At 64.8% G+C, this 16,391-nt stretch carries 18 protein-coding genes; 12 read left to right on the top strand and 6 right to left on the bottom strand.

Annotated features, from left to right (window positions below; all coding sequences use genetic code 11):
• Window positions 1-35: 35 nt before the first annotated feature.
• Window positions 36-668 (top strand): XRE family transcriptional regulator, encoded by a 633-nt coding sequence (locus ABGX75_RS12035; protein WP_011507204.1) that lies wholly within the window; start codon window positions 36-38, stop codon window positions 666-668.
• Between the two features lie 62 nt (window positions 669-730).
• Here ABGX75_RS12035 and ABGX75_RS12030 read toward each other — a convergent pair whose 3' ends face one another.
• From ABGX75_RS12030 to ABGX75_RS12020, 3 genes are all read right to left on the bottom strand, one after another.
• A complete protein-coding gene (locus tag ABGX75_RS12030; protein ID WP_043558316.1) occupies window positions 731-2,179 on the bottom strand; it encodes an APC family permease in 1,449 nt (482 codons plus the stop codon).
• Window positions 2,180-2,333: 154 nt separating this feature from the next.
• Entirely contained in the window at window positions 2,334-3,257 is a 924-nt protein-coding gene (locus ABGX75_RS12025) for a helix-turn-helix transcriptional regulator (protein WP_011507206.1), read from the bottom strand.
• Window positions 3,254-4,156, bottom strand: coding sequence for a formate dehydrogenase accessory sulfurtransferase FdhD (locus tag ABGX75_RS12020; protein WP_011507207.1), 903 nt, complete (start codon window positions 4,154-4,156; stop codon window positions 3,254-3,256). Before ABGX75_RS12020 ends, ABGX75_RS12025 begins: the two co-directional genes overlap by 4 nt.
• Window positions 4,157-4,342: 186 nt before the next feature.
• Here ABGX75_RS12020 and ABGX75_RS12015 point away from each other — a divergent pair, with 186 nt between their 5' ends.
• The 11 genes from ABGX75_RS12015 to glp all read left to right on the top strand — a co-directional run bounded on the left by ABGX75_RS12015 (window position 4,343) and on the right by glp (window position 15,026).
• On the top strand, window positions 4,343-4,774 hold the full coding sequence (locus ABGX75_RS12015; RefSeq protein ID WP_052046540.1) for a DUF3305 domain-containing protein: 432 nt from the start codon (window positions 4,343-4,345) through the stop codon (window positions 4,772-4,774).
• A 4-nt stretch (window positions 4,775-4,778) separates the two neighbouring features.
• Window positions 4,779-5,363: a DUF3306 domain-containing protein gene (locus ABGX75_RS12010; protein WP_011507209.1), complete on the top strand. Its 585-nt coding sequence runs from the start codon at window positions 4,779-4,781 to the stop codon at window positions 5,361-5,363.
• A gap of 203 nt (window positions 5,364-5,566) precedes the next feature.
• On the top strand, window positions 5,567-7,225 hold the full coding sequence (locus ABGX75_RS12005) for a 4Fe-4S binding protein (protein WP_301969087.1): 1,659 nt from the start codon (window positions 5,567-5,569) through the stop codon (window positions 7,223-7,225).
• A gap of 2 nt (window positions 7,226-7,227) precedes the next feature.
• Window positions 7,228-7,935, top strand: coding sequence for a molecular chaperone TorD family protein (locus ABGX75_RS12000; RefSeq protein ID WP_011507211.1), 708 nt, complete (start codon window positions 7,228-7,230; stop codon window positions 7,933-7,935).
• Window positions 7,932-8,228, top strand: a complete 297-nt coding sequence (locus ABGX75_RS11995) for a twin-arginine translocation pathway signal (protein ID WP_011507212.1) — start codon at window positions 7,932-7,934, stop codon at window positions 8,226-8,228. Before ABGX75_RS12000 ends, ABGX75_RS11995 begins: the two co-directional genes overlap by 4 nt.
• 33 nt (window positions 8,229-8,261) lie before the next feature.
• Window positions 8,262-11,123, top strand: a complete 2,862-nt coding sequence (locus ABGX75_RS11990; protein WP_011507213.1) for a formate dehydrogenase subunit alpha — start codon at window positions 8,262-8,264, stop codon at window positions 11,121-11,123.
• Between the two features lie 59 nt (window positions 11,124-11,182).
• On the top strand, window positions 11,183-11,833 hold the full coding sequence (fdh3B, locus tag ABGX75_RS11985) for a formate dehydrogenase FDH3 subunit beta (RefSeq protein WP_011507214.1): 651 nt from the start codon (window positions 11,183-11,185) through the stop codon (window positions 11,831-11,833).
• A gap of 11 nt (window positions 11,834-11,844) precedes the next feature.
• Window positions 11,845-12,888 (top strand): formate dehydrogenase subunit gamma, encoded by a 1,044-nt coding sequence (locus tag ABGX75_RS11980; RefSeq protein ID WP_011507215.1) that lies wholly within the window; start codon window positions 11,845-11,847, stop codon window positions 12,886-12,888.
• A gap of 113 nt (window positions 12,889-13,001) precedes the next feature.
• The gene (locus ABGX75_RS11975; protein WP_011507216.1) at window positions 13,002-13,322 is read left to right on the top strand and encodes a DUF1244 domain-containing protein; all 321 of its coding nucleotides are present in this window, start codon (window positions 13,002-13,004) and stop codon (window positions 13,320-13,322) included.
• Entirely contained in the window at window positions 13,319-13,843 is a 525-nt protein-coding gene (gene moaB, locus ABGX75_RS11970; protein WP_011507217.1) for a molybdenum cofactor biosynthesis protein B, read from the top strand. Before ABGX75_RS11975 ends, moaB begins: the two co-directional genes overlap by 4 nt.
• On the top strand, window positions 13,836-15,026 hold the full coding sequence (gene glp / locus ABGX75_RS11965) for a gephyrin-like molybdotransferase Glp (protein ID WP_347411419.1): 1,191 nt from the start codon (window positions 13,836-13,838) through the stop codon (window positions 15,024-15,026). Before moaB ends, glp begins: the two co-directional genes overlap by 8 nt.
• Window positions 15,027-15,110: 84 nt before the next feature.
• Here glp and ABGX75_RS11960 read toward each other — a convergent pair whose 3' ends face one another.
• The 3 genes from ABGX75_RS11960 to tusB are packed head-to-tail and all read right to left on the bottom strand — an operon-like array spanning window position 15,111 to window position 16,360.
• A complete protein-coding gene (locus tag ABGX75_RS11960) occupies window positions 15,111-15,665 on the bottom strand; it encodes an ACP phosphodiesterase (RefSeq protein ID WP_224114337.1) in 555 nt (184 codons plus the stop codon).
• 51 nt (window positions 15,666-15,716) lie between these two features.
• On the bottom strand, window positions 15,717-16,070 hold the full coding sequence (locus ABGX75_RS11955) for a TusE/DsrC/DsvC family sulfur relay protein (protein WP_347411418.1): 354 nt from the start codon (window positions 16,068-16,070) through the stop codon (window positions 15,717-15,719).
• On the bottom strand, window positions 16,070-16,360 hold the full coding sequence (gene tusB / locus ABGX75_RS11950) for a sulfurtransferase complex subunit TusB (RefSeq protein ID WP_011507221.1): 291 nt from the start codon (window positions 16,358-16,360) through the stop codon (window positions 16,070-16,072). Before tusB ends, ABGX75_RS11955 begins: the two co-directional genes overlap by 1 nt.
• Window positions 16,361-16,391 lie beyond the last annotated feature (31 nt).

The raw sequence follows: 16,391 nt of genomic DNA, 5'->3' as shown, positions 1-16,391 counted from the left end.
CCTGCTGGAAACTTTATTTCCTATCGTGGAATGCCATGGCCACCCAGACCGATAGCGAAGCCGCTCTGCGTATCGCCTCCGGACGCAAAGCATTCGTGGAGCCGCTACGCCTTGGCGAGCGCCTCAAGGAAATCCGCCTCTCCAACCGCTGGACACTGGAAGACGTCAGTCAGCGCACGGGACTGGCACGCTCGACCCTTTCCAAGATCGAGAACGACCAGATATCGCCTACCTTCAGTGCCGTGCAGAAGCTCATCGGCGGCCTCGGGATCGACCTGCCGCAATTGCTCACGCCACCCAAACCGCAATCGCGTACCCTGGGACGCCGCGACCTGACACGTGTCGGCGAGGGCAAGCAGCATCCCACCCCGACCTACGAGCATGAGCTGCTGTCGTGGCAGCTGGCACAAAAGCGCATGATCCCGTTCAAGACCATCGTGCGTGCGCGGGACTTCAACGAGTTCAGCGAATGGGTGCGCCACGACGGAGAAGAGTTCCTGATGGTGCTCGACGGCGACATATGGCTCTACACCGAGTTTTACGAACCCCTGCACCTTGCCCAGGGCGACAGCATCTACTTCGACAGCGACATGGGACACGCCCTGATCTCCGTCAGCGAGACGGACGCCGTCGTGCTCTCGGTCTGCACGCGAGGCGAGAACGCCTGACGCAAGACGCCCGGCACGAGGCCGGGCGTCTTGTCATCGTGGCGACTCATGCACGGCGACAATCACTCGATGTCTTTCACCGCGCTGTCACCGGAGAGTTCGCGCGCCATCATGCGATCGCTGTACGCCACGCCATAGCGCCGACGCGACCAGAGATACATCCCCAGTCCCAGCAGCATCCAGGCCCCGAAGACGACCCACTCGATCGGCAGCAGCGCCGAGGGGCTGCCCGGCAGGTAAAGGCTCACCATTCCCAGCGACAGAAGCACGGCGACGATGCCCACCGCCTTGCCATAGCGCACCTTGAAGGGGCGCGGCATGTCGGCACGCTTGTGACGCATCACCAGGAAAGACAAGGCCACGAACAGGTACGCGATGACGATGCCCAGCCCGCCGGCATCGACGAGCCACACCAGCATCGGACGCCCGAAGAACGGCGCCAGGCACGACACGGCGCCGATCATGATCACCGCATTGCTGGGCGTCTTGTAACGCGGATGCAGCTTGCCCAGAAAGGCCGGCAGCATGCCCGCGTGCGCCAGGGCGTAAACGGCGCGGGAGCCGCCGATGTAGAAGGCGTTCCAGCTCGTGATGATGCCGGCGATCCCTGCCAGCACCATCAGCTTGCCGGCCCAGGGCGCCGAGAAAACGGCCTGCATGGCATCCGGTACCGCCAGCGTGGAGGCTTCCAGCGCCTGCGGATCGAGCATCAGCGACGTCCCCAGGATGATCAACGCATACCAGAACACCGCCAGGATGACCGAGATCATCAGCACCTTGCCGATGTCGCGAAACGGTAGATTGATTTCCTCCGCTGCCTGGGGAATCACGTCGAAGCCCACGAACATGAACGGCACCATGATCATGACCGTCATGATGCCGCCCACGAGGCCGCTCTCGACGTTGAACAACGGCTCCATGTGGACGGTCTCGCCGGTGAAGAGCGCTCCCGTGATGAACATCACGCCCACGACCAGAATCAGCACGGTCACCAGCTTCTGCACCAGGGCCGCCGTGCGAATGCCGATGTAGTTGATCGCCATCATGATCACCGAGCCGATGACGCCGACCGCCACCCAGGTAGCCTTGACGTCCCATCCGGCAATCGTCCAGAGATGGCCGACGGCATAGCCGGGGAACAGGTTCTCGAATACCGTGGGCAACGCCACGGCTTCGAACGACACCACGCTCATGTAGCCGAGCACGATGGTCCAGGTACACAGAAAGGAAGCGAAATGCCCCAGCGCATGATAGCTGTACACATGCTCCCCCCCTACCTGCGGCATCGCCGAGGCCAGTTCGGCGTAGGTCAACCCGACCAGCACGATGGCCACGCCGCCGATGAGAAAGGCCAGAATGGCGCCCATGCTCCCTGCCGACTGGATCCAGTTGCCGGTCATGACGATCCAGCCCCAGCCGACCATGGCCCCAAACGCCAGTGCCAGCACGTCCTTGCGCGCCAGCACGCGAGTCAGTTCGCTTGCCCCTTGAGAAGCCTTCGTTCGATTCATCGCGATACTCATTATTGGAACTACGTTTTATTGGAACTACGTTATTGAAGTCGGGGCGAGGCATCGTTTCAAATAATGTACGCCCGACGGAAAAATAACCGTCCCTGTCCCGCGATACAACCGGACATCGCCCCCTGTTTTCCCGGCGAATCAGTCAGGTATGCTGAACGTCGTCGCCCCGCCAAAGCAGCTTGCCACACTCGGCCAGCGTATAGCCGCCCAGCGACTGAGCGAGCGCCAGGCCGGCAGCACTGTGCAGATAATCGAACATCTGCTGCAACAGGGAACGGAAGTACACATTGCGGGGCGTCACCAGATCGAACGCTTCCTCGGTGATGGGGATGAACCCCAGGCCGAATTCATTGGCAGCCGACAAGGTGCCCGGCCCGATATCGGCATCGTGACGGGCGATCAACGAGGCGATCTCGCGCTCGCTGTACGCCACGGCGTGGGTATTGAGCTGCTCGAGCCGCAACTGGTGGCCCGCCAGCCACTCTTTGAGAAAGCGTTGCGACCCCGCTCCCTCCTGGCGCACCGCCCAGCGACGTCCGGCGCCGAACAGTCCCGACGGGTCATGTGGCTGATGTCGATCCTCGGGGCGAATGATCAGCCCCTGGCTGCGACGGAACAGGCGCACCAGCACCCAGTGCCGATAACCGCTGTGGCTTCGTACCAGTGCCGGGTGGCGCAACTCGCTTTCCTCGGCCCGCCCCCAGTGAATCGCGCAGACATCCGCACGCCCCTGAGACAGCAGGGACAGGCCCAGTTGCGTGCCGGTCACGCTGTAGCCGTAGAAGGCATGTCCCTGTTGCTGCTGATTGAGGCGCATGATGAGCGCCGACAGCAGCGGGTCGTCGCTTCCGGTGACCATCAAGCGATCGGCCAGTACGCCGTGGTGGCAGGACTCGAGAATCCACTGCTCGACCAGGCGCCGCGGAAACAGCCACTTGCCTGTCACCTTGGTGGACGGGATCGCCCCATCGCTGGCGAGCTGATAGATCTTCTTTTCGTTGAGGTGCAGCAGCTCGGCGACCTGATGCACGTTGAGAAACGGCGAAGTCGAGGACGTATCGTTCATGCGTCGCCCTTGCGGCGCGTTGCCGCCTTGTCGCCGGGACGCGGCGCGGGCTTGGCATCCAGCACCAGGCGCGCCTGGTCATCGACGACCTGGAAATGCCGCCCCTTGGCGCGGGCCACCAGCAGCACGCCGAAGCGCTTGGCCAGCTCGACCCCCTTCTGGGTCATGCCCGAGCGCGAGACCAGCACGCTGATCCCCATCTGCGCGACCTTGAGCACCATTTCCGAGGTCAGCCGTCCCGTGGTGTAGAAAATGTCGGCCGAGGCCAGCTCGGCATCTTCCGGCGCGCCTTCGCCCAGGGCCGCCAGCCACTGCCGACCGGCCAGCGTATCCACCGCATTGTGGCGCCCCACATCCTCGACGAATCCCAGCACCCGATCCTGACGGCACAGGGCACAGCCATGCACGGCGCCGGCGTTGCGATAGGTCTCGTTGAAGCGCCCCAGGTCGTCGAGCAGGCGGTAGAGCACCGCCTGCGACAACGCCGCGTTCGGCAGCGGATGCAGATCGGTGGCGTCGAGCAGACGCCCGAATACGGTGCCTTGGCCACACCCCGTGGTCACGGTTCGCTGCGCCAGGCGTGCATCGAGATCTTCCGGCAAGGCCCGCGTCACCACGGCCGCTGCCTCGACCTCCCAGTCGACCTGCAAGGCCTCGACGTCCTCCACCCGCCTCAGCAAGCCCTGGTTGCGCAGATACCCCAGCACCAGCGCTTCCGGCTCGGCGCCCAGCGTCATCAGAGTGACGATCTCCTGGCGATTCAAGTAGACGGTCAAGGCACGCTCGGCGGCGATGGCCTGACGACGCGACTGGCCGTACTCGTCGGTCACCGTGATTTCCAGCGTGGTTGGCATCCGCGCCCGGCTCAGCACTACCTGGCTCTGCACTGCGTTGGACATGCTTCCTCCTCTTTCGTGACGTCAGGATACCCAAAGCACGACACGCATGCCCAAGGGAAATCCAACTGACGCCACAACGACAGCGTATTTTCCTGCCTGTCAGGCACGCCGCTTGCTATATGATGAAGACACGGGTGATGACGGTCTCGATACCGCCACACGATGCATGCCACAGGGAGACACGAGATGGCGTCCGACGACAATCTGCGACATATCAGCTTCGCGTTGGCGAGCCAGCGCCAGGAGGTCAAGGGGTTTACCTCGCTGGCCTGGCATATCGCCTCCATGGGCTGTCACGACAATGGCCCCTACGTCCTGCCCCTCACGTTGATGTTGACCGAACGCACGGCCTATCGCTTCAACCTCGACTCGCAGCAGCCACGCCTGTTCGTGCGTTGCGAAGCCACCGACGAGGGACCCCAGCCACGCGAGATGACCGCAAGCCAGGATGTCGCCGCCAACTGGCTGGACGGCGACACCCAGGTCCTCGATGCCCCGATGCCACTGGCGATACAAGCCTGGCTCGAGGCCTATCTGGCACGCCACGGCGAGCGCATCGAGGCCGGTCGCAAGAAGAAACGCGCGGGCGCCGGACGCGCTCGCCAGCACCAGGAGTAACCCCATGAGCTTTATGCAACGCTGGTCGCGGCGCAAGCACGAAAGCGCTCACCAGGCGCCGCAGGAGCCCGCCGTCGACGAGACCGAAAGCGACGAAGCCGCCGAGACAGCGCCCGAGCCCTCGACGCGCGCCGCTGCGTTGATTCCCGGCTATGACCCGGAGCGCCCGCTGGACGAACAACTGCCCGATCCCGACGCGCTGGGCGCCGGGGACGACTTCCGAGCCTTCCTGCTGCCGGGTGTCGGCGACATGCTCAAACGCCGCGCGCTGCGCCGCATGTTCAAGGTCGGCAACTACAACGTGCGCGACGGGCTCGACGATTACGACGACGATTATTCGCAACTGACGCAAATGGCGCCCGAGACGGGCGAGCGCATGCGTCAATGGCTGCGTCAGGAACGCGACAAGGTGCTCTCGCCCGACGACCCCGCATCCGAGCCCTCGACAGTGCAGCCTGCCGATCCGGCGGCGGAGGATGACGCGAACGCCACGTCGCCGGAGGACGTGGCCCAGACCGAGCGAAGCGCGCTGGCCGACGAGGAAAAGGCACCAAATGACCCACTCCGGCCCCCGGGTGCGTCAACTTGACCCATCCCGCATGCCGCGACGGGCCTGACGCTCCCTTATCTTGCCCAGCAGGCCCTTCGCTTGCCCGGAGAATGGGAACTTTATCTGCACATGATAGATAGCCCCACGGCACAGGAGCTCGGCACAGATCGAGCCCATCAAACAAGCCACGAAGATGGCATAGCACGACCCTGACCCGTGCCAGACCAAGCTGATGAGGTGACATGCCCCAGTTCATTGATACGCGAGCGCTGAACGACGACGCGCGCAACGCCGCTGCCCGAGAGGCTGCTCTGCAGCAGGTATCATGGCCGCAGAATCTCGCCCCGCCCACCGTGAGCTACGTCAGCCACGGTCATGTCGCCATCGTGGGCCCGGCGGACGCGATTCGCCGGGCGGCCGGCCGGCTCGCGGACAGCGAACTCGCCAGCGTGACGCTGATCGCGACGCAGGAGGACGGTGACGAGGCATCCGACATCGCCAACGCGCATTACATCGCCTGCGATACACCGCGGCTGGAGGGCTATCTCGGCGCCTTTCGCATGACCGCCGGCGAGAATGGTCCCCTCCTCTCCAAGGCGACGATCGGCCGTGACCATTTCGACGCCGTGCTCGATCTCGGCGCGTCGCCCTTGATGCATTACGAGCTCCCCCCGCCGGGTTACCACCGCGTGACGGCGACGACACCGCTGGAACAAGCCCTGGGCGACCTGCAGGAATGCATCGGCGAATTCGAGAAGCCCCGTTATTTTCAGATCGACGCCGCCCTCTGCGCCCATGCGGGCCGCGGCCAGAGCGGCTGCACCCGGTGTCTCGACGTATGCCCTGCCGACGCCATCTCCAGCGTCAAGCAGGAGATCGTCATCGACCCGTTCCGCTGTCACGGCGCGGGGAGCTGCACCAGTGCCTGCCCCACCGGGGCCATTCGCTATGCGCTGCCCACGCCGGAGCGCCTGGACGATTACATCACGCGCCTGCTGGCGACGTACCATGCCGAAGGAGGCGACACCGCCGTCGTGCGCTTCCTGGATCAGGAGACTCAGGCCAGCGAGCCCGACGCCCCCGCAGGCCATGTGCTCGACGTGCCCCTCGAGGAGCTCGGCGCGGCGGGGCTGGATCACTGGCTCGGCGCCATTGCCCGGGGCGCCGCCGAGGTGCGCATCGTCATGCATGATGCCCTGCCGCCGTCACTGGCGAGCCTGGTACGCGATCAGCACGCGCAGGCCACCGCCATGCTCGAGGCCCTGGGCCACGACACCCGCCGCCTGGTGCCACTCGACGCCGGCGACGCCGACGCGCGCGATGCCTTGCCGAGCGTCGCGCCCCTCGCGACACGTCTCGACGCGGCACGGCCCCACGGCAAGCGCGAGGCGCTCAACGCCATTCTCGACTTCCTCGCCGCGCACGGCGCGCCCCGGGAGACGCGTGTCGCCATGCCGGCGGGCGCACCTTTCGGCACCCTCGACATCGATACCGACAACTGCACGCTGTGCATGGCCTGCGTGGCGGTCTGCCCCACCCAGGCGCTCAGCAGCCCCGGACAGTCGCCAGCCCTCAATTTTCAGGAAAGCGCCTGCGTGCAGTGCGGATTGTGCGAGACCGCATGTCCCGAGCAGGTCATTGCGCTGCATCCCGGCTTCATGGCCGCCCCCGAGCCGCGCAACCGCGTCGCGACGGTCAAGGAGGAGCCCCCCTTCGAGTGCATCAGCTGCGGCAAGCCCTTCGCCACCGCCAGCACCATCGCCTCGATCAAGCAGAAGCTGGCCGCGCACCCTTATTTCGCCGGCGACGCCATCAAGCGTCTCGAGATGTGCGAAGACTGCCGCGTCAAGGATATCTGGCACGACATGGCGCGTGACCCCAACGCTCAGCTCAAGGTATGACCATGACCACATCCGAGCATGCCGATACGCAGTCGACCCAGGCGCCCGCCTCGCTCTCCGCGGCGCTCGAGGAACGCAATGCGCTGCGGGCGGACATCTATCTGCTGCTGGCACGCCTGGTCCGCGAATCGCCCAACGAGGAACTGCTCGCGTTCCTCGCCACGCTGGAGCCCGACGACGAAGGATCGCCCCTCAAGCGGCACTGGGCCTCCTTGTCGCTGGCGGCGCGGCACGCGCACCCGGGCACCTTGCACGATGTGCATTTCGGCCTGCTGATCGGCGTGATCCAGGGACAGCTCGTGCCGTATGCCTCCTGGTATCTCACCGGTTCGCTGATGGAGATGCCCCTGGTGGCACTGCGCCATGACCTCAAGCATCTGGGTTTCGAACGGGCCGCACACGTCAAGGAGCCCGAGGATCATTTCTCCGCGATGTGCGAAGTCATGGCCATGCTCATCGACACCCGGGCCGAGGCCCAGGCGGCGTTCTTCAAGCGCCACTTGAGCCCCTGGGCACTGCGCTTCATGCGCGATCTCGCCCAGGTCGAGGACCCGTTCTATGCCAGCGTCGGCGCCCTGGGAGAGGCCTTTCTTTCCCGCGAGGACAATCAGCTGCAGAGCGATCCCGACGCACAAGTCGTCACGTTTTCCCCCGCCCCCGCTACGCTTGGTGAAGGGGCCAAGTTCAGTGACGGGGATACCCACACATGACCTGCACCCATGACGCACACCGCCCGCCTGATGGCGCCGATACGGTGCGCAGTGACCACAGGAGTCGTCCCATGAAAGAGTCGAACAACAACGCGTCGAACAATCCTGCCCGGCGGCGCTTCTTGCGCAATGTCGGTCTTGGCACGGTGGCCGCCGGTGCCGCCGTGGCCGTCGGTCACGTCACGCTGGCGCAGGCGCAGTCGAACGAAGAACAGGACGCGCCCGACAACAACGAAACGACGTACCGCGAGACCGATCACGTCAAAGCGTTTTACGCCACCTTGCGCGACTAAACGGTCGAGAGAACCGGAACTGAGGACATAACCATGCGATTGACTCGAAAATCCTCCCAACCCGCCGGCCAGGGCGGTCTCGGCATCAGCCGCCGCCAATTCCTCCAGCGCAGCGGCGTGGCAACCGGCGGTCTCGCCGCGGCCGGCTTCATGGGCCATGGCATGATGCAGGCGGCCAGTGCCAAGGAAAAGACGGCCTATTCCGATGCCCCCGTCGAAACCAAGCGCACCATCTGCTCGCACTGCTCGGTCGGCTGCGGCGTCTACGCCGAGGTGCAGGAAGGCGTCTGGACCAAGCAGGAACCGGCGTTCGATCACCCCATCAATCGGGGCGCGCATTGCGCCAAGGGCGCCTCGCTGCGCGAGCACGGGCACTCCACCCAGCGCCTGAAGTATCCCATGAAGCTGGTCGACGGCAAGTGGCAGCGCCTCGAGTGGGACCAGGCCATCGAGGAGATCGGCGACAAGGTACTGGAACTGCGCGAACAGCACGGCCCCGACAGCGTCTACTGGCTGGGCTCGGCCAAGTTCAGCAATGAACAAGCCTACTTGATGCGCAAGCTCGCCTCGCTGTGGGGCACCAACAATACCGATCACCAGGCACGCATCTGCCACTCCACCACCGTGGCGGGCGTGGCCAATACCTGGGGATACGGGGCGATGACCAACTCGCTGAACGACATGCACTTCAGCAAGTCGATCCTGTTCATCGGCTCCAACCCCAGCGAAGCGCACCCGGTGGCCATGCAGCACATCCTGCATGCCAAGGAGCGCAATCAGGCGCAGATCATCGTCGTCGACCCGCGCTTCACGCGTACCGCGGCCAAGGCCAACAAGTACGTGCGTCTGCGTCCGGGGTCCGACGTGGCCTACATCTGGGGCCTGCTCTGGCATATCTTCGAAAACGGCTGGGAAGACCAGCAGTTCATCGATCAGCGCGTGTTCGGCATGGACGAAGTGCGCCGTGAAGTCGCCCAGTTCACGCCGGACGTGGTCGAGCGCATCACCGGCGTCAGCGAAGCCGACATGTACGATGTCGCCAAGCGCATCAGCGAGAACCGCCCCGGCTGCGTGGTGTGGTGCATGGGCGGGACCCAGCACACCACCGGCAACAACAACACCCGTGCCTACTGCATTCTCGAGCTGGCGCTGGGCAATATCGGCGTTTCCGGCGGTGGTGCCAACATCTTCCGTGGCCACGACAACGTCCAGGGCGCGACCGACCTGGGGCTGGGCTCCGACTCGCTGCCCGGTTACTACGGGCTCAGCGAAGGCGCCTGGCAGCACTGGGCCAAGGTCTGGAACGTCGATTACGAGTGGATCAAGAACCGTTACGACCAGACCGAATACAACGGTGCCCTGCCGATGAACTCCAACGGCATCACCGTCTCGCGCTGGGTCGACGGGGTCCTCGAGGAAGACGAGCACATCGCTCAGCGCTCCAGCCTCAAGGCGATGTTCTACTGGGGGCACGCGGTCAACTCCCAGACCCGCGGCCCGGAAATGAAAAAGGCCATGAGTCAGCTCGAACTGATGGTCGTGGTCGATCCCTACCCCACCGTCGCTGCCGTCATGCATGACCGCACGGATGGCGTGTACCTGCTGCCCGCGGCCACGCAGTTCGAGACCACCGGTAGCGTGACCGCCACCAATCGCTCCCTGCAATGGCGCGATCAGGTCATCGAACCCATGTTCGATTCCAAGCCCGACCACGAGATCATGTATCTCATGGCCCAGAAGCTGGGCTTCGGCGACGAGTTCACCCGCAACTTCGCCATCGAGGACGGCCGTCCGGTCATCGAGGACGTGTTGCGCGAGATCAACGCGGGCATGTGGACCGTGGGCTATACCGGGCAAAGCCCCGAGCGCCTCAAGGAACACCAGAAGAACTGGCACACCTTCAACTTCGATACCCTGAAGGCGGAAGGCGGCCCCTCGGATGGCGACTTCTACGGCCTGCCGTGGCCGTGCTGGGGCAAGCCCGGCATGAAACACCCGGGCTCGCCCAACCTCTACGACATCAGCAAGAGCGTCGCCGAGGGTGGCATGCCGTTCCGCGCCCGCTTCGGCATCGAGCATGAAGGGCAACCGCTGCTCGCCGATGGCTCCTACTCCAAGGATTCGGAACTCAACGACGGATATCCCGAGTTCACCTCCGACATGCTCAAGCAGCTGGGCTGGTGGGACGACCTCACCGCCGAGGAAAAAGCCGCCGCGGAGGGCAAGAACTGGAAGACCGACCTGTCCGGCGGGATTCAGCGCGTAGCCATCGCGCACGGTTGCGCGCCCTACGGCAACGCCAAGGCCCGCTGCCGGGTCTGGACCTTCCCTGACGAAGTGCCCAAGCATCGCGAACCGCTCTATACCAGCCGGCGCGATCTCGCCGACGAGTACCCGACCTGGGACGACAAGGCATCGCTGTTCCGCCTGCCGACGCTGTATCGCTCGATTCAGGAGAAGGACTTCAGCAAGGAGTTCCCGATCATCCTCACCTCGGGACGTCTGGTCGAGTACGAAGGCGGTGGCGAGGAAACACGCTCCATGTCGTGGCTCGCCGAGCTGCAGCAGGAGATGTTCGTCGAGATCAACCCGGCGCAGGCCAACGACCTGGGCATCAAGAACGACGACATGGTCTGGGTCCACGGTCCCGAGGGCGGCAAGGTCAAGGTCAAGGCCATGGTGACGCCGCGTGTCGCACGTGACGTGGCCTTCATGCCCTTCCATTTCGGCGGTGTCTATCAGGGCGAGAGCCTGGCCGACAAGTACCCCGAAGGCGCGCGCCCGTACGTGCTCGGCGAAGCGGCCAATACCGCCACGACCTACGGCTACGATCCGGTGACCCTGATGCAGGAAACCAAGTGCACCCTGTGCCGGATCGAAAAAGCCTCCGCCTGACCCGACGATGCTTGAAACGCCGATGAGGCCACGCGCCTCATCGGCAAGAGGAGAACACCATGGCTCAAATGAAATTCCTGTGCGACGCCGAACGCTGCATCGAATGCAACGGCTGCGTCACGGCCTGCAAGAACGCCAACGAGACCGACTGGGGCATCCAGCGTCGTCGCGTGGTCACCCTGGACGACGGCATGCCCTCGGAGGTCTCGATTTCCGTGGCCTGCATGCACTGCGACGACGCCCCGTGCATGGCGGTGTGCCCGACCGACTGTTTCTACAAGACCGATGACGGCATCGTCCTGCACGACAAGGACATCTGCATCGGCTGCGGTTACTGCCTCTACGCCTGCCCCTTCGGCGCGCCGCAGTTTCCCAAGGAAGAGGCATTCGGCGAGCGCGGCAAGATGGACAAGTGCACCTTCTGCGCCGGCGGTCCCGCCGAGACCAAGGAAGAGGAGTACGAGAAATACGGCGCCAACCGCATTGCCGAGGGCAAGCTGCCGCTATGCGCCGAGATGTGCTCCACCAAGGCGTTGCTCGCCGGTGATGCACAGACCATTTCCGACATCTTTCGTCAGCGAGTGGTCTATCGCGGCCACGAGGACGGCGGCTGGTCGTCGGTCGAAAAAGCGCAGAATGCGGGCCCGGATGTCTCGGCCAATCTCGACGAGATGGCCTACGACGCCACCCGCGCCACACGTGAAGGGTGAGGAGAGCGCTCATGCACACACTCATGCAATGCCTATGGCGGCTGCGTATGATCGGTGCGGTGCTGTTGCTGGCGGTGCTGGCCGCCGGCCTGGCCCCACCCGCAACGGCGGCCGAACCCGATGAAGAGATCGGGCAGGCGGTCGGCACGGTCGACGCCGACACCTGGCGGCAGGTCAAGAGTGGCGAGAACTTCATCGATTCGCGCCACGACTCGACCTACAACCTGATCAACCCCAGCGGCGAGACCTGGCGCCAGGTCCGCAACGAGTGGATTTCTCCGGCCGGTCTCATCGCGGTCGGCGGCATGCTCGCCATCCTGGTGATCTTCTACCTGATCGTCGGCCGCAACGACCTCGACCACGAGCGCACGGGACGCAAGATCCTGCGCTGGACGGTACTCGAGCGCTCGCTGCACTGGACCGTGGCCACGCTGTTCATCGCTCTCTCGCTGACCGGCCTGAACCTGCTGTACGGCAAGTTCGTGTTCCGTCACATCTTCGGCGATGTCTTCTGGGCCAACATGATCATGGGCTCCAAGCTGATCCACAACTACGCGGGCCCGGTCTTCGGCATCCTGCTGATCGTCATGCTCGCCAAGTGGCTCAAGGTCAACCTGCCCAAGAAGCACGACTGGGAGTGGTTCAAGCAAGGCGGCGGCATGGTCGGCAACAAGCACCCGGACGCCGGTTTCGCCAACGCCGGCGAGAAGGTCTGGTTCTGGTTGCTGGCCAGCGTGGGCCTGGTGGTCGTGGTCAGCGGCCTCGTGCTCGACTTCCCGATCTTCGGGCAGACGCGTGACAACATGCAGTGGGCCAACATGTTCCATGCCGTGACCTCGTTGATCCTGATGACCGTCGCGCTCGGCCACATCTACATCGGGACCCTGGGGACCGAGGGCGCCCTGGAAGGCATGGCCACCGGCTATGTCGACGAAACCTGGGCCAAGCAGCACCACAATTTGTGGTACGAAGAGGTCAAGGCCAATGCCGGCCAGCCTCAGCAAAGCGACCCTCCCGTCGCGGACGACACGGCGACGGCTCACCGGCCCAACTGAACGCCATGCCGTACCCCGACAGCAAGACGACACCGCCCCCGGGCGGTGTCGCTCTTTGATATGATGCAGGCAGATGTCCTACCACCCCATAGATCCCGCGAGGAGGCTTTCCCATGCAACACATCGACGCCGGTACGCGCACCGAACTCGAAGCGGCCGCCTTTCGTCAGTTGCTCGATCACCTCGATGCCAACAAGGACGTGCAGAACATCGACCTGATGATCCTGGCCGACTTCTGCCGTAACTGTCTTTCCAAATGGCTGGTGGCTGCCGCCGAACAGCGGGGAATCGAACTCGACTACGAAACGGCCCGCGAACACGTCTACGGCATGCCCTACAGCGAATGGAAAGCGCTCTACCAGGCCCCTGCCACGCCCGAGCAGCTCGCGGCTCTGGAAGCCCGCCAACAGCGCAAGAAGGACACCCAGGCATGAGCGAGGCCGCCTTCATTCCTCTCAAGATCGCGGTGCTGACCGTCTCCGACACCCGCACCGCCGCGACCGACCGCTCCGGTGACGCCCTGGTCGAACGCCTCGAGCGCGACGGCCACACGCTGGTCGAAAAGCGCATCGTCGCGGATGACGTCTATCGTATCCGCGCGGTCGTTGCCCAATGGATTGCCGATGAGGATGTGCAAGTCATCGTCACCACCGGTGGCACGGGCTTCACCGGGCGCGACTCCACACCCGAAGCGATCGAGGTCCTGCTCGACAAGCACATCGAAGGCTTCGGCGAACTGTTTCGTCATCTCTCGTGGCAGGAAATCGGCAGTTCCACGGTGCAAAGCCGTTGCCTGGGAGGCCTGGCCAACGCCACCGTGGTGTTCTGCCTCCCGGGATCCACGGGGGCGTGCCGTACCGCCTGGGACGGCATCCTTCACGAACAGCTCGACAGCCGTCACAAGCCCTGCAACTTCGCCAATCTCGTGATCCCCGGGAGAGGTCAGCATGGCTGAGCTGCAAAGCGTCGAACGTGCGCTGTCGGCACTGCTGGACGGCGTGAGCCCGAGCGAGCCCGAGTGGATCGACTGCACGCAAGCCGCCGGCCGCGTCCTGGCGGAAACCGTCACCGCGCGTCTCGACGTGCCGCCGGCCGACAACAGCGCCATGGACGGCTATGCGCTGCGCCACGCCGATGCCGGGCAGGCCTTGCCGGTGAGCCAACGGGTCGCCGCCGGCCATGCCCCCGAGCCGCTCGCCAGCGGTACCTGCGCACGCATCTTCACCGGCGGTGAAATACCGTCGGGCGCCGACACGGTGGTCATGCAAGAACGCGTGACGATGCATGAGCAGCTGGCCATCATTCCCGGCGATATCGAATGCGGTGACAACGTGCGTCGCCGCGGGCGCGATGTACGAGCCGGCACCCCCTTGCTGGAGGCCGGCACACGTCTGGAGGCCGCGGCGCTGGGGCATCTGGCCGGGCAAGGCATTACCCAGGTCGCCGTCCACCGCCGCCCTCGCATCGCCCTGCTTTCCACCGGGGACGAGATCGTCGAGCCCGGCCAGACGCTCGCGCCGGGACAGATTCACAATTCGAATCGCCCCATGCTGTCGCGCCTGCTCGAACGCTTCGGCGCCGACCTGGTCATGCGCGAACACGTCACCGACGACTTCGCGACCACCCAGCGCCTGTTGCGCGACGCCGCCGCCTGTGCGGATATCATCGTCACCACCGGTGGCGTCAGCGTCGGCGAGGAAGACCACGTCAAGCACGCCCTGGAATCCCTGGGACGACTCGACCTCTGGCAGCTGGCCATGCGCCCTGGCAAGCCGCTGGCCTTGGGGCGGATCGACGAGACGCGGGTGGTGGGGCTCCCCGGCAATCCCGTGTCGTGCTTCGTGGGCGCCTGGGTCTATCTGCGCCCGCTGATCGGCGCCTTTCTTGCCTGTCCGCGCATGGCCACGCTGCCGCGACTCTGGGCGCGTGCCGACTTCGAGACGCGCACCCAGGCGCGTCGCCACTACATGCGCGTGGGGCTCGAGTTCACACCCGAGGGCGTCATCGCGCATGCCTTCGCCGATCAGAACTCCGCCGTGCTGTCCTCGTGCCTCGAGGCGGATGCCCTGGCCGTCATCCCCGAGCACACGACCGTGCGAGCAGGCGAGCAGGTGGAATGTCTATGGCTCACGGAGTGAGAACGCATTCCCCCGATGATGACGGCACCGGAAAAGCCTCTTGCCAGGCTGTGAAAGAAACGCCAAGGCGACTGAAGGCGAGATCTAGTCGGCGCTCAATGCCTGATTGAGCGCTGGCCAGAGTTGCCGGAAGTCTCGCTCCAGCGCGGAATAATCGGTGCGCAACCAGGGCACCAGCTCGGCGAGCCGATTGGGGCCGCTCAAGCGACGCCCCAGGCCGGCAATGGCACGACAGGTGAACTCGAAATCGGCATAGCGTGTCAGCCAGTCATCCTCGATCAGGACGGGGATCATCGGCGCCAGGCGATCGGGAGCCGTCCCCTGGCTCTCCAGAACCCGGTAACAGCGCGCGATCAGGGCAGCATCGGCATGATCGCGCGCCACGAAATGATCCCACACCAGGTCCAGCGCGATCCCCACGACGCGCCGCTGGGGACGCGGGGCACGCGCTCGCACCTCGCGAATCACGGCATGAGCGTCGACCCAGGCATCCACGCGACGGTGATGGCGAATCCCGCGGGCGATCTCCGCCGGCCACCCGGCGCCGGGATCTCCCTTGACGCCATCGGCAATCATATTGCCGTAGAGAAAGGCGTCATTGCCGCCACGCGCCAGCCAGGCATGGGCAAGAAAATTCATCAGCGTCCCAGAGATGGTGGTTAAGGACAATCGCCGTGAAGGCGATCGTCGTCACAGACAGTTGGTGGGCTTGGGAAGCCCGGCCAGGCGAGCCCCGACCTTGGCCGGGCTGTCGGGGAAGAGCCTCATCAAGTGCAAGGAGCGCCCCTTCTCGGGGTCCAGTGCCTGCCCCACCGCCTTGACCAGCGGCCGCATGGCGGGCGCGTTTTCATAACGCGCATAGAAATCCCGCAATACGTCGAGCACCTCCCAGTGCTCGGCAGTCAGCGTCCGGCCTTCCTCGGCGGCGAGAGCATCGGCCACGGCAGGCGTCCAGACCGAGAGGTCGACCAGGAATCCTTCCGGATCGAGCGCGATCTCGCGGCCTTCCACGATGAGATAACGTGCGGGTCGTGTCGTTGCCATCAGAACCAGCTCACCGTGCGCTGGGCTTCTTCGGTCAAGGCCACGAAGCCGTCCATGTCCACGATCGTCACGCTGGCATCGCAGCGCCCCGCCAGCCCGCGCGATTCCAGATCCTCGCGCAATGCGAAAAGCCGGCCTTCCAGGCCCGGCAGATGTTGCACCTGGGCATTCAACGCCCCATAGACGCCGTCCTCGATCAGCATCAATCTATCCTCCGCCCCCATCGCGCGCAGCACGTCCCGGGGGACGTGGCTCGAGCTCGGGGCACGATTGAGCAAGTGCAACAACATTCGCGGATGTCTCCTCACGGCGCTGCCCAGT

This window comes from Chromohalobacter sp. (assembly GCF_039830575.1).
Taxonomy (GTDB): domain Bacteria; phylum Pseudomonadota; class Gammaproteobacteria; order Pseudomonadales; family Halomonadaceae; genus Chromohalobacter; species Chromohalobacter israelensis.
This window is presented reverse-complemented; position numbering and strand designations above follow the sequence as displayed.

Bases quoted from the DNA above. Each gene is read 5' to 3' on its own strand.
- ABGX75_RS12035 (WP_011507204.1), top strand. From the start codon at position 36: ATGGCCACCCAGACCGATAGCGAAGCCGCTCTGCGTATCGCCTCCGGA.
- ABGX75_RS12030 (WP_043558316.1), bottom strand. From the start codon at position 2,179: ATGAATCGAACGAAGGCTTCTCAAGGGGCAAGCGAACTGACTCGCGTG.
- ABGX75_RS12025 (WP_011507206.1), bottom strand. From the start codon at position 3,257: ATGAACGATACGTCCTCGACTTCGCCGTTTCTCAACGTGCATCAGGTC.
- ABGX75_RS12020 (WP_011507207.1), bottom strand. From the start codon at position 4,156: ATGTCCAACGCAGTGCAGAGCCAGGTAGTGCTGAGCCGGGCGCGGATG.
- ABGX75_RS12015 (WP_052046540.1), top strand. From the start codon at position 4,343: ATGGCGTCCGACGACAATCTGCGACATATCAGCTTCGCGTTGGCGAGC.
- ABGX75_RS12010 (WP_011507209.1), top strand. From the start codon at position 4,779: ATGAGCTTTATGCAACGCTGGTCGCGGCGCAAGCACGAAAGCGCTCAC.
- ABGX75_RS12005 (WP_301969087.1), top strand. From the start codon at position 5,567: ATGCCCCAGTTCATTGATACGCGAGCGCTGAACGACGACGCGCGCAAC.
- ABGX75_RS12000 (WP_011507211.1), top strand. From the start codon at position 7,228: ATGACCACATCCGAGCATGCCGATACGCAGTCGACCCAGGCGCCCGCC.
- ABGX75_RS11995 (WP_011507212.1), top strand. From the start codon at position 7,932: ATGACCTGCACCCATGACGCACACCGCCCGCCTGATGGCGCCGATACG.
- ABGX75_RS11990 (WP_011507213.1), top strand. From the start codon at position 8,262: ATGCGATTGACTCGAAAATCCTCCCAACCCGCCGGCCAGGGCGGTCTC.
- fdh3B (WP_011507214.1), top strand. From the start codon at position 11,183: ATGGCTCAAATGAAATTCCTGTGCGACGCCGAACGCTGCATCGAATGC.
- ABGX75_RS11980 (WP_011507215.1), top strand. From the start codon at position 11,845: ATGCACACACTCATGCAATGCCTATGGCGGCTGCGTATGATCGGTGCG.
- ABGX75_RS11975 (WP_011507216.1), top strand. From the start codon at position 13,002: ATGCAACACATCGACGCCGGTACGCGCACCGAACTCGAAGCGGCCGCC.
- moaB (WP_011507217.1), top strand. From the start codon at position 13,319: ATGAGCGAGGCCGCCTTCATTCCTCTCAAGATCGCGGTGCTGACCGTC.
- glp (WP_347411419.1), top strand. From the start codon at position 13,836: ATGGCTGAGCTGCAAAGCGTCGAACGTGCGCTGTCGGCACTGCTGGAC.
- ABGX75_RS11960 (WP_224114337.1), bottom strand. From the start codon at position 15,665: ATGAATTTTCTTGCCCATGCCTGGCTGGCGCGTGGCGGCAATGACGCC.
- ABGX75_RS11955 (WP_347411418.1), bottom strand. From the start codon at position 16,070: ATGGCAACGACACGACCCGCACGTTATCTCATCGTGGAAGGCCGCGAG.
- tusB (WP_011507221.1), bottom strand. From the start codon at position 16,360: ATGTTGTTGCACTTGCTCAATCGTGCCCCGAGCTCGAGCCACGTCCCC.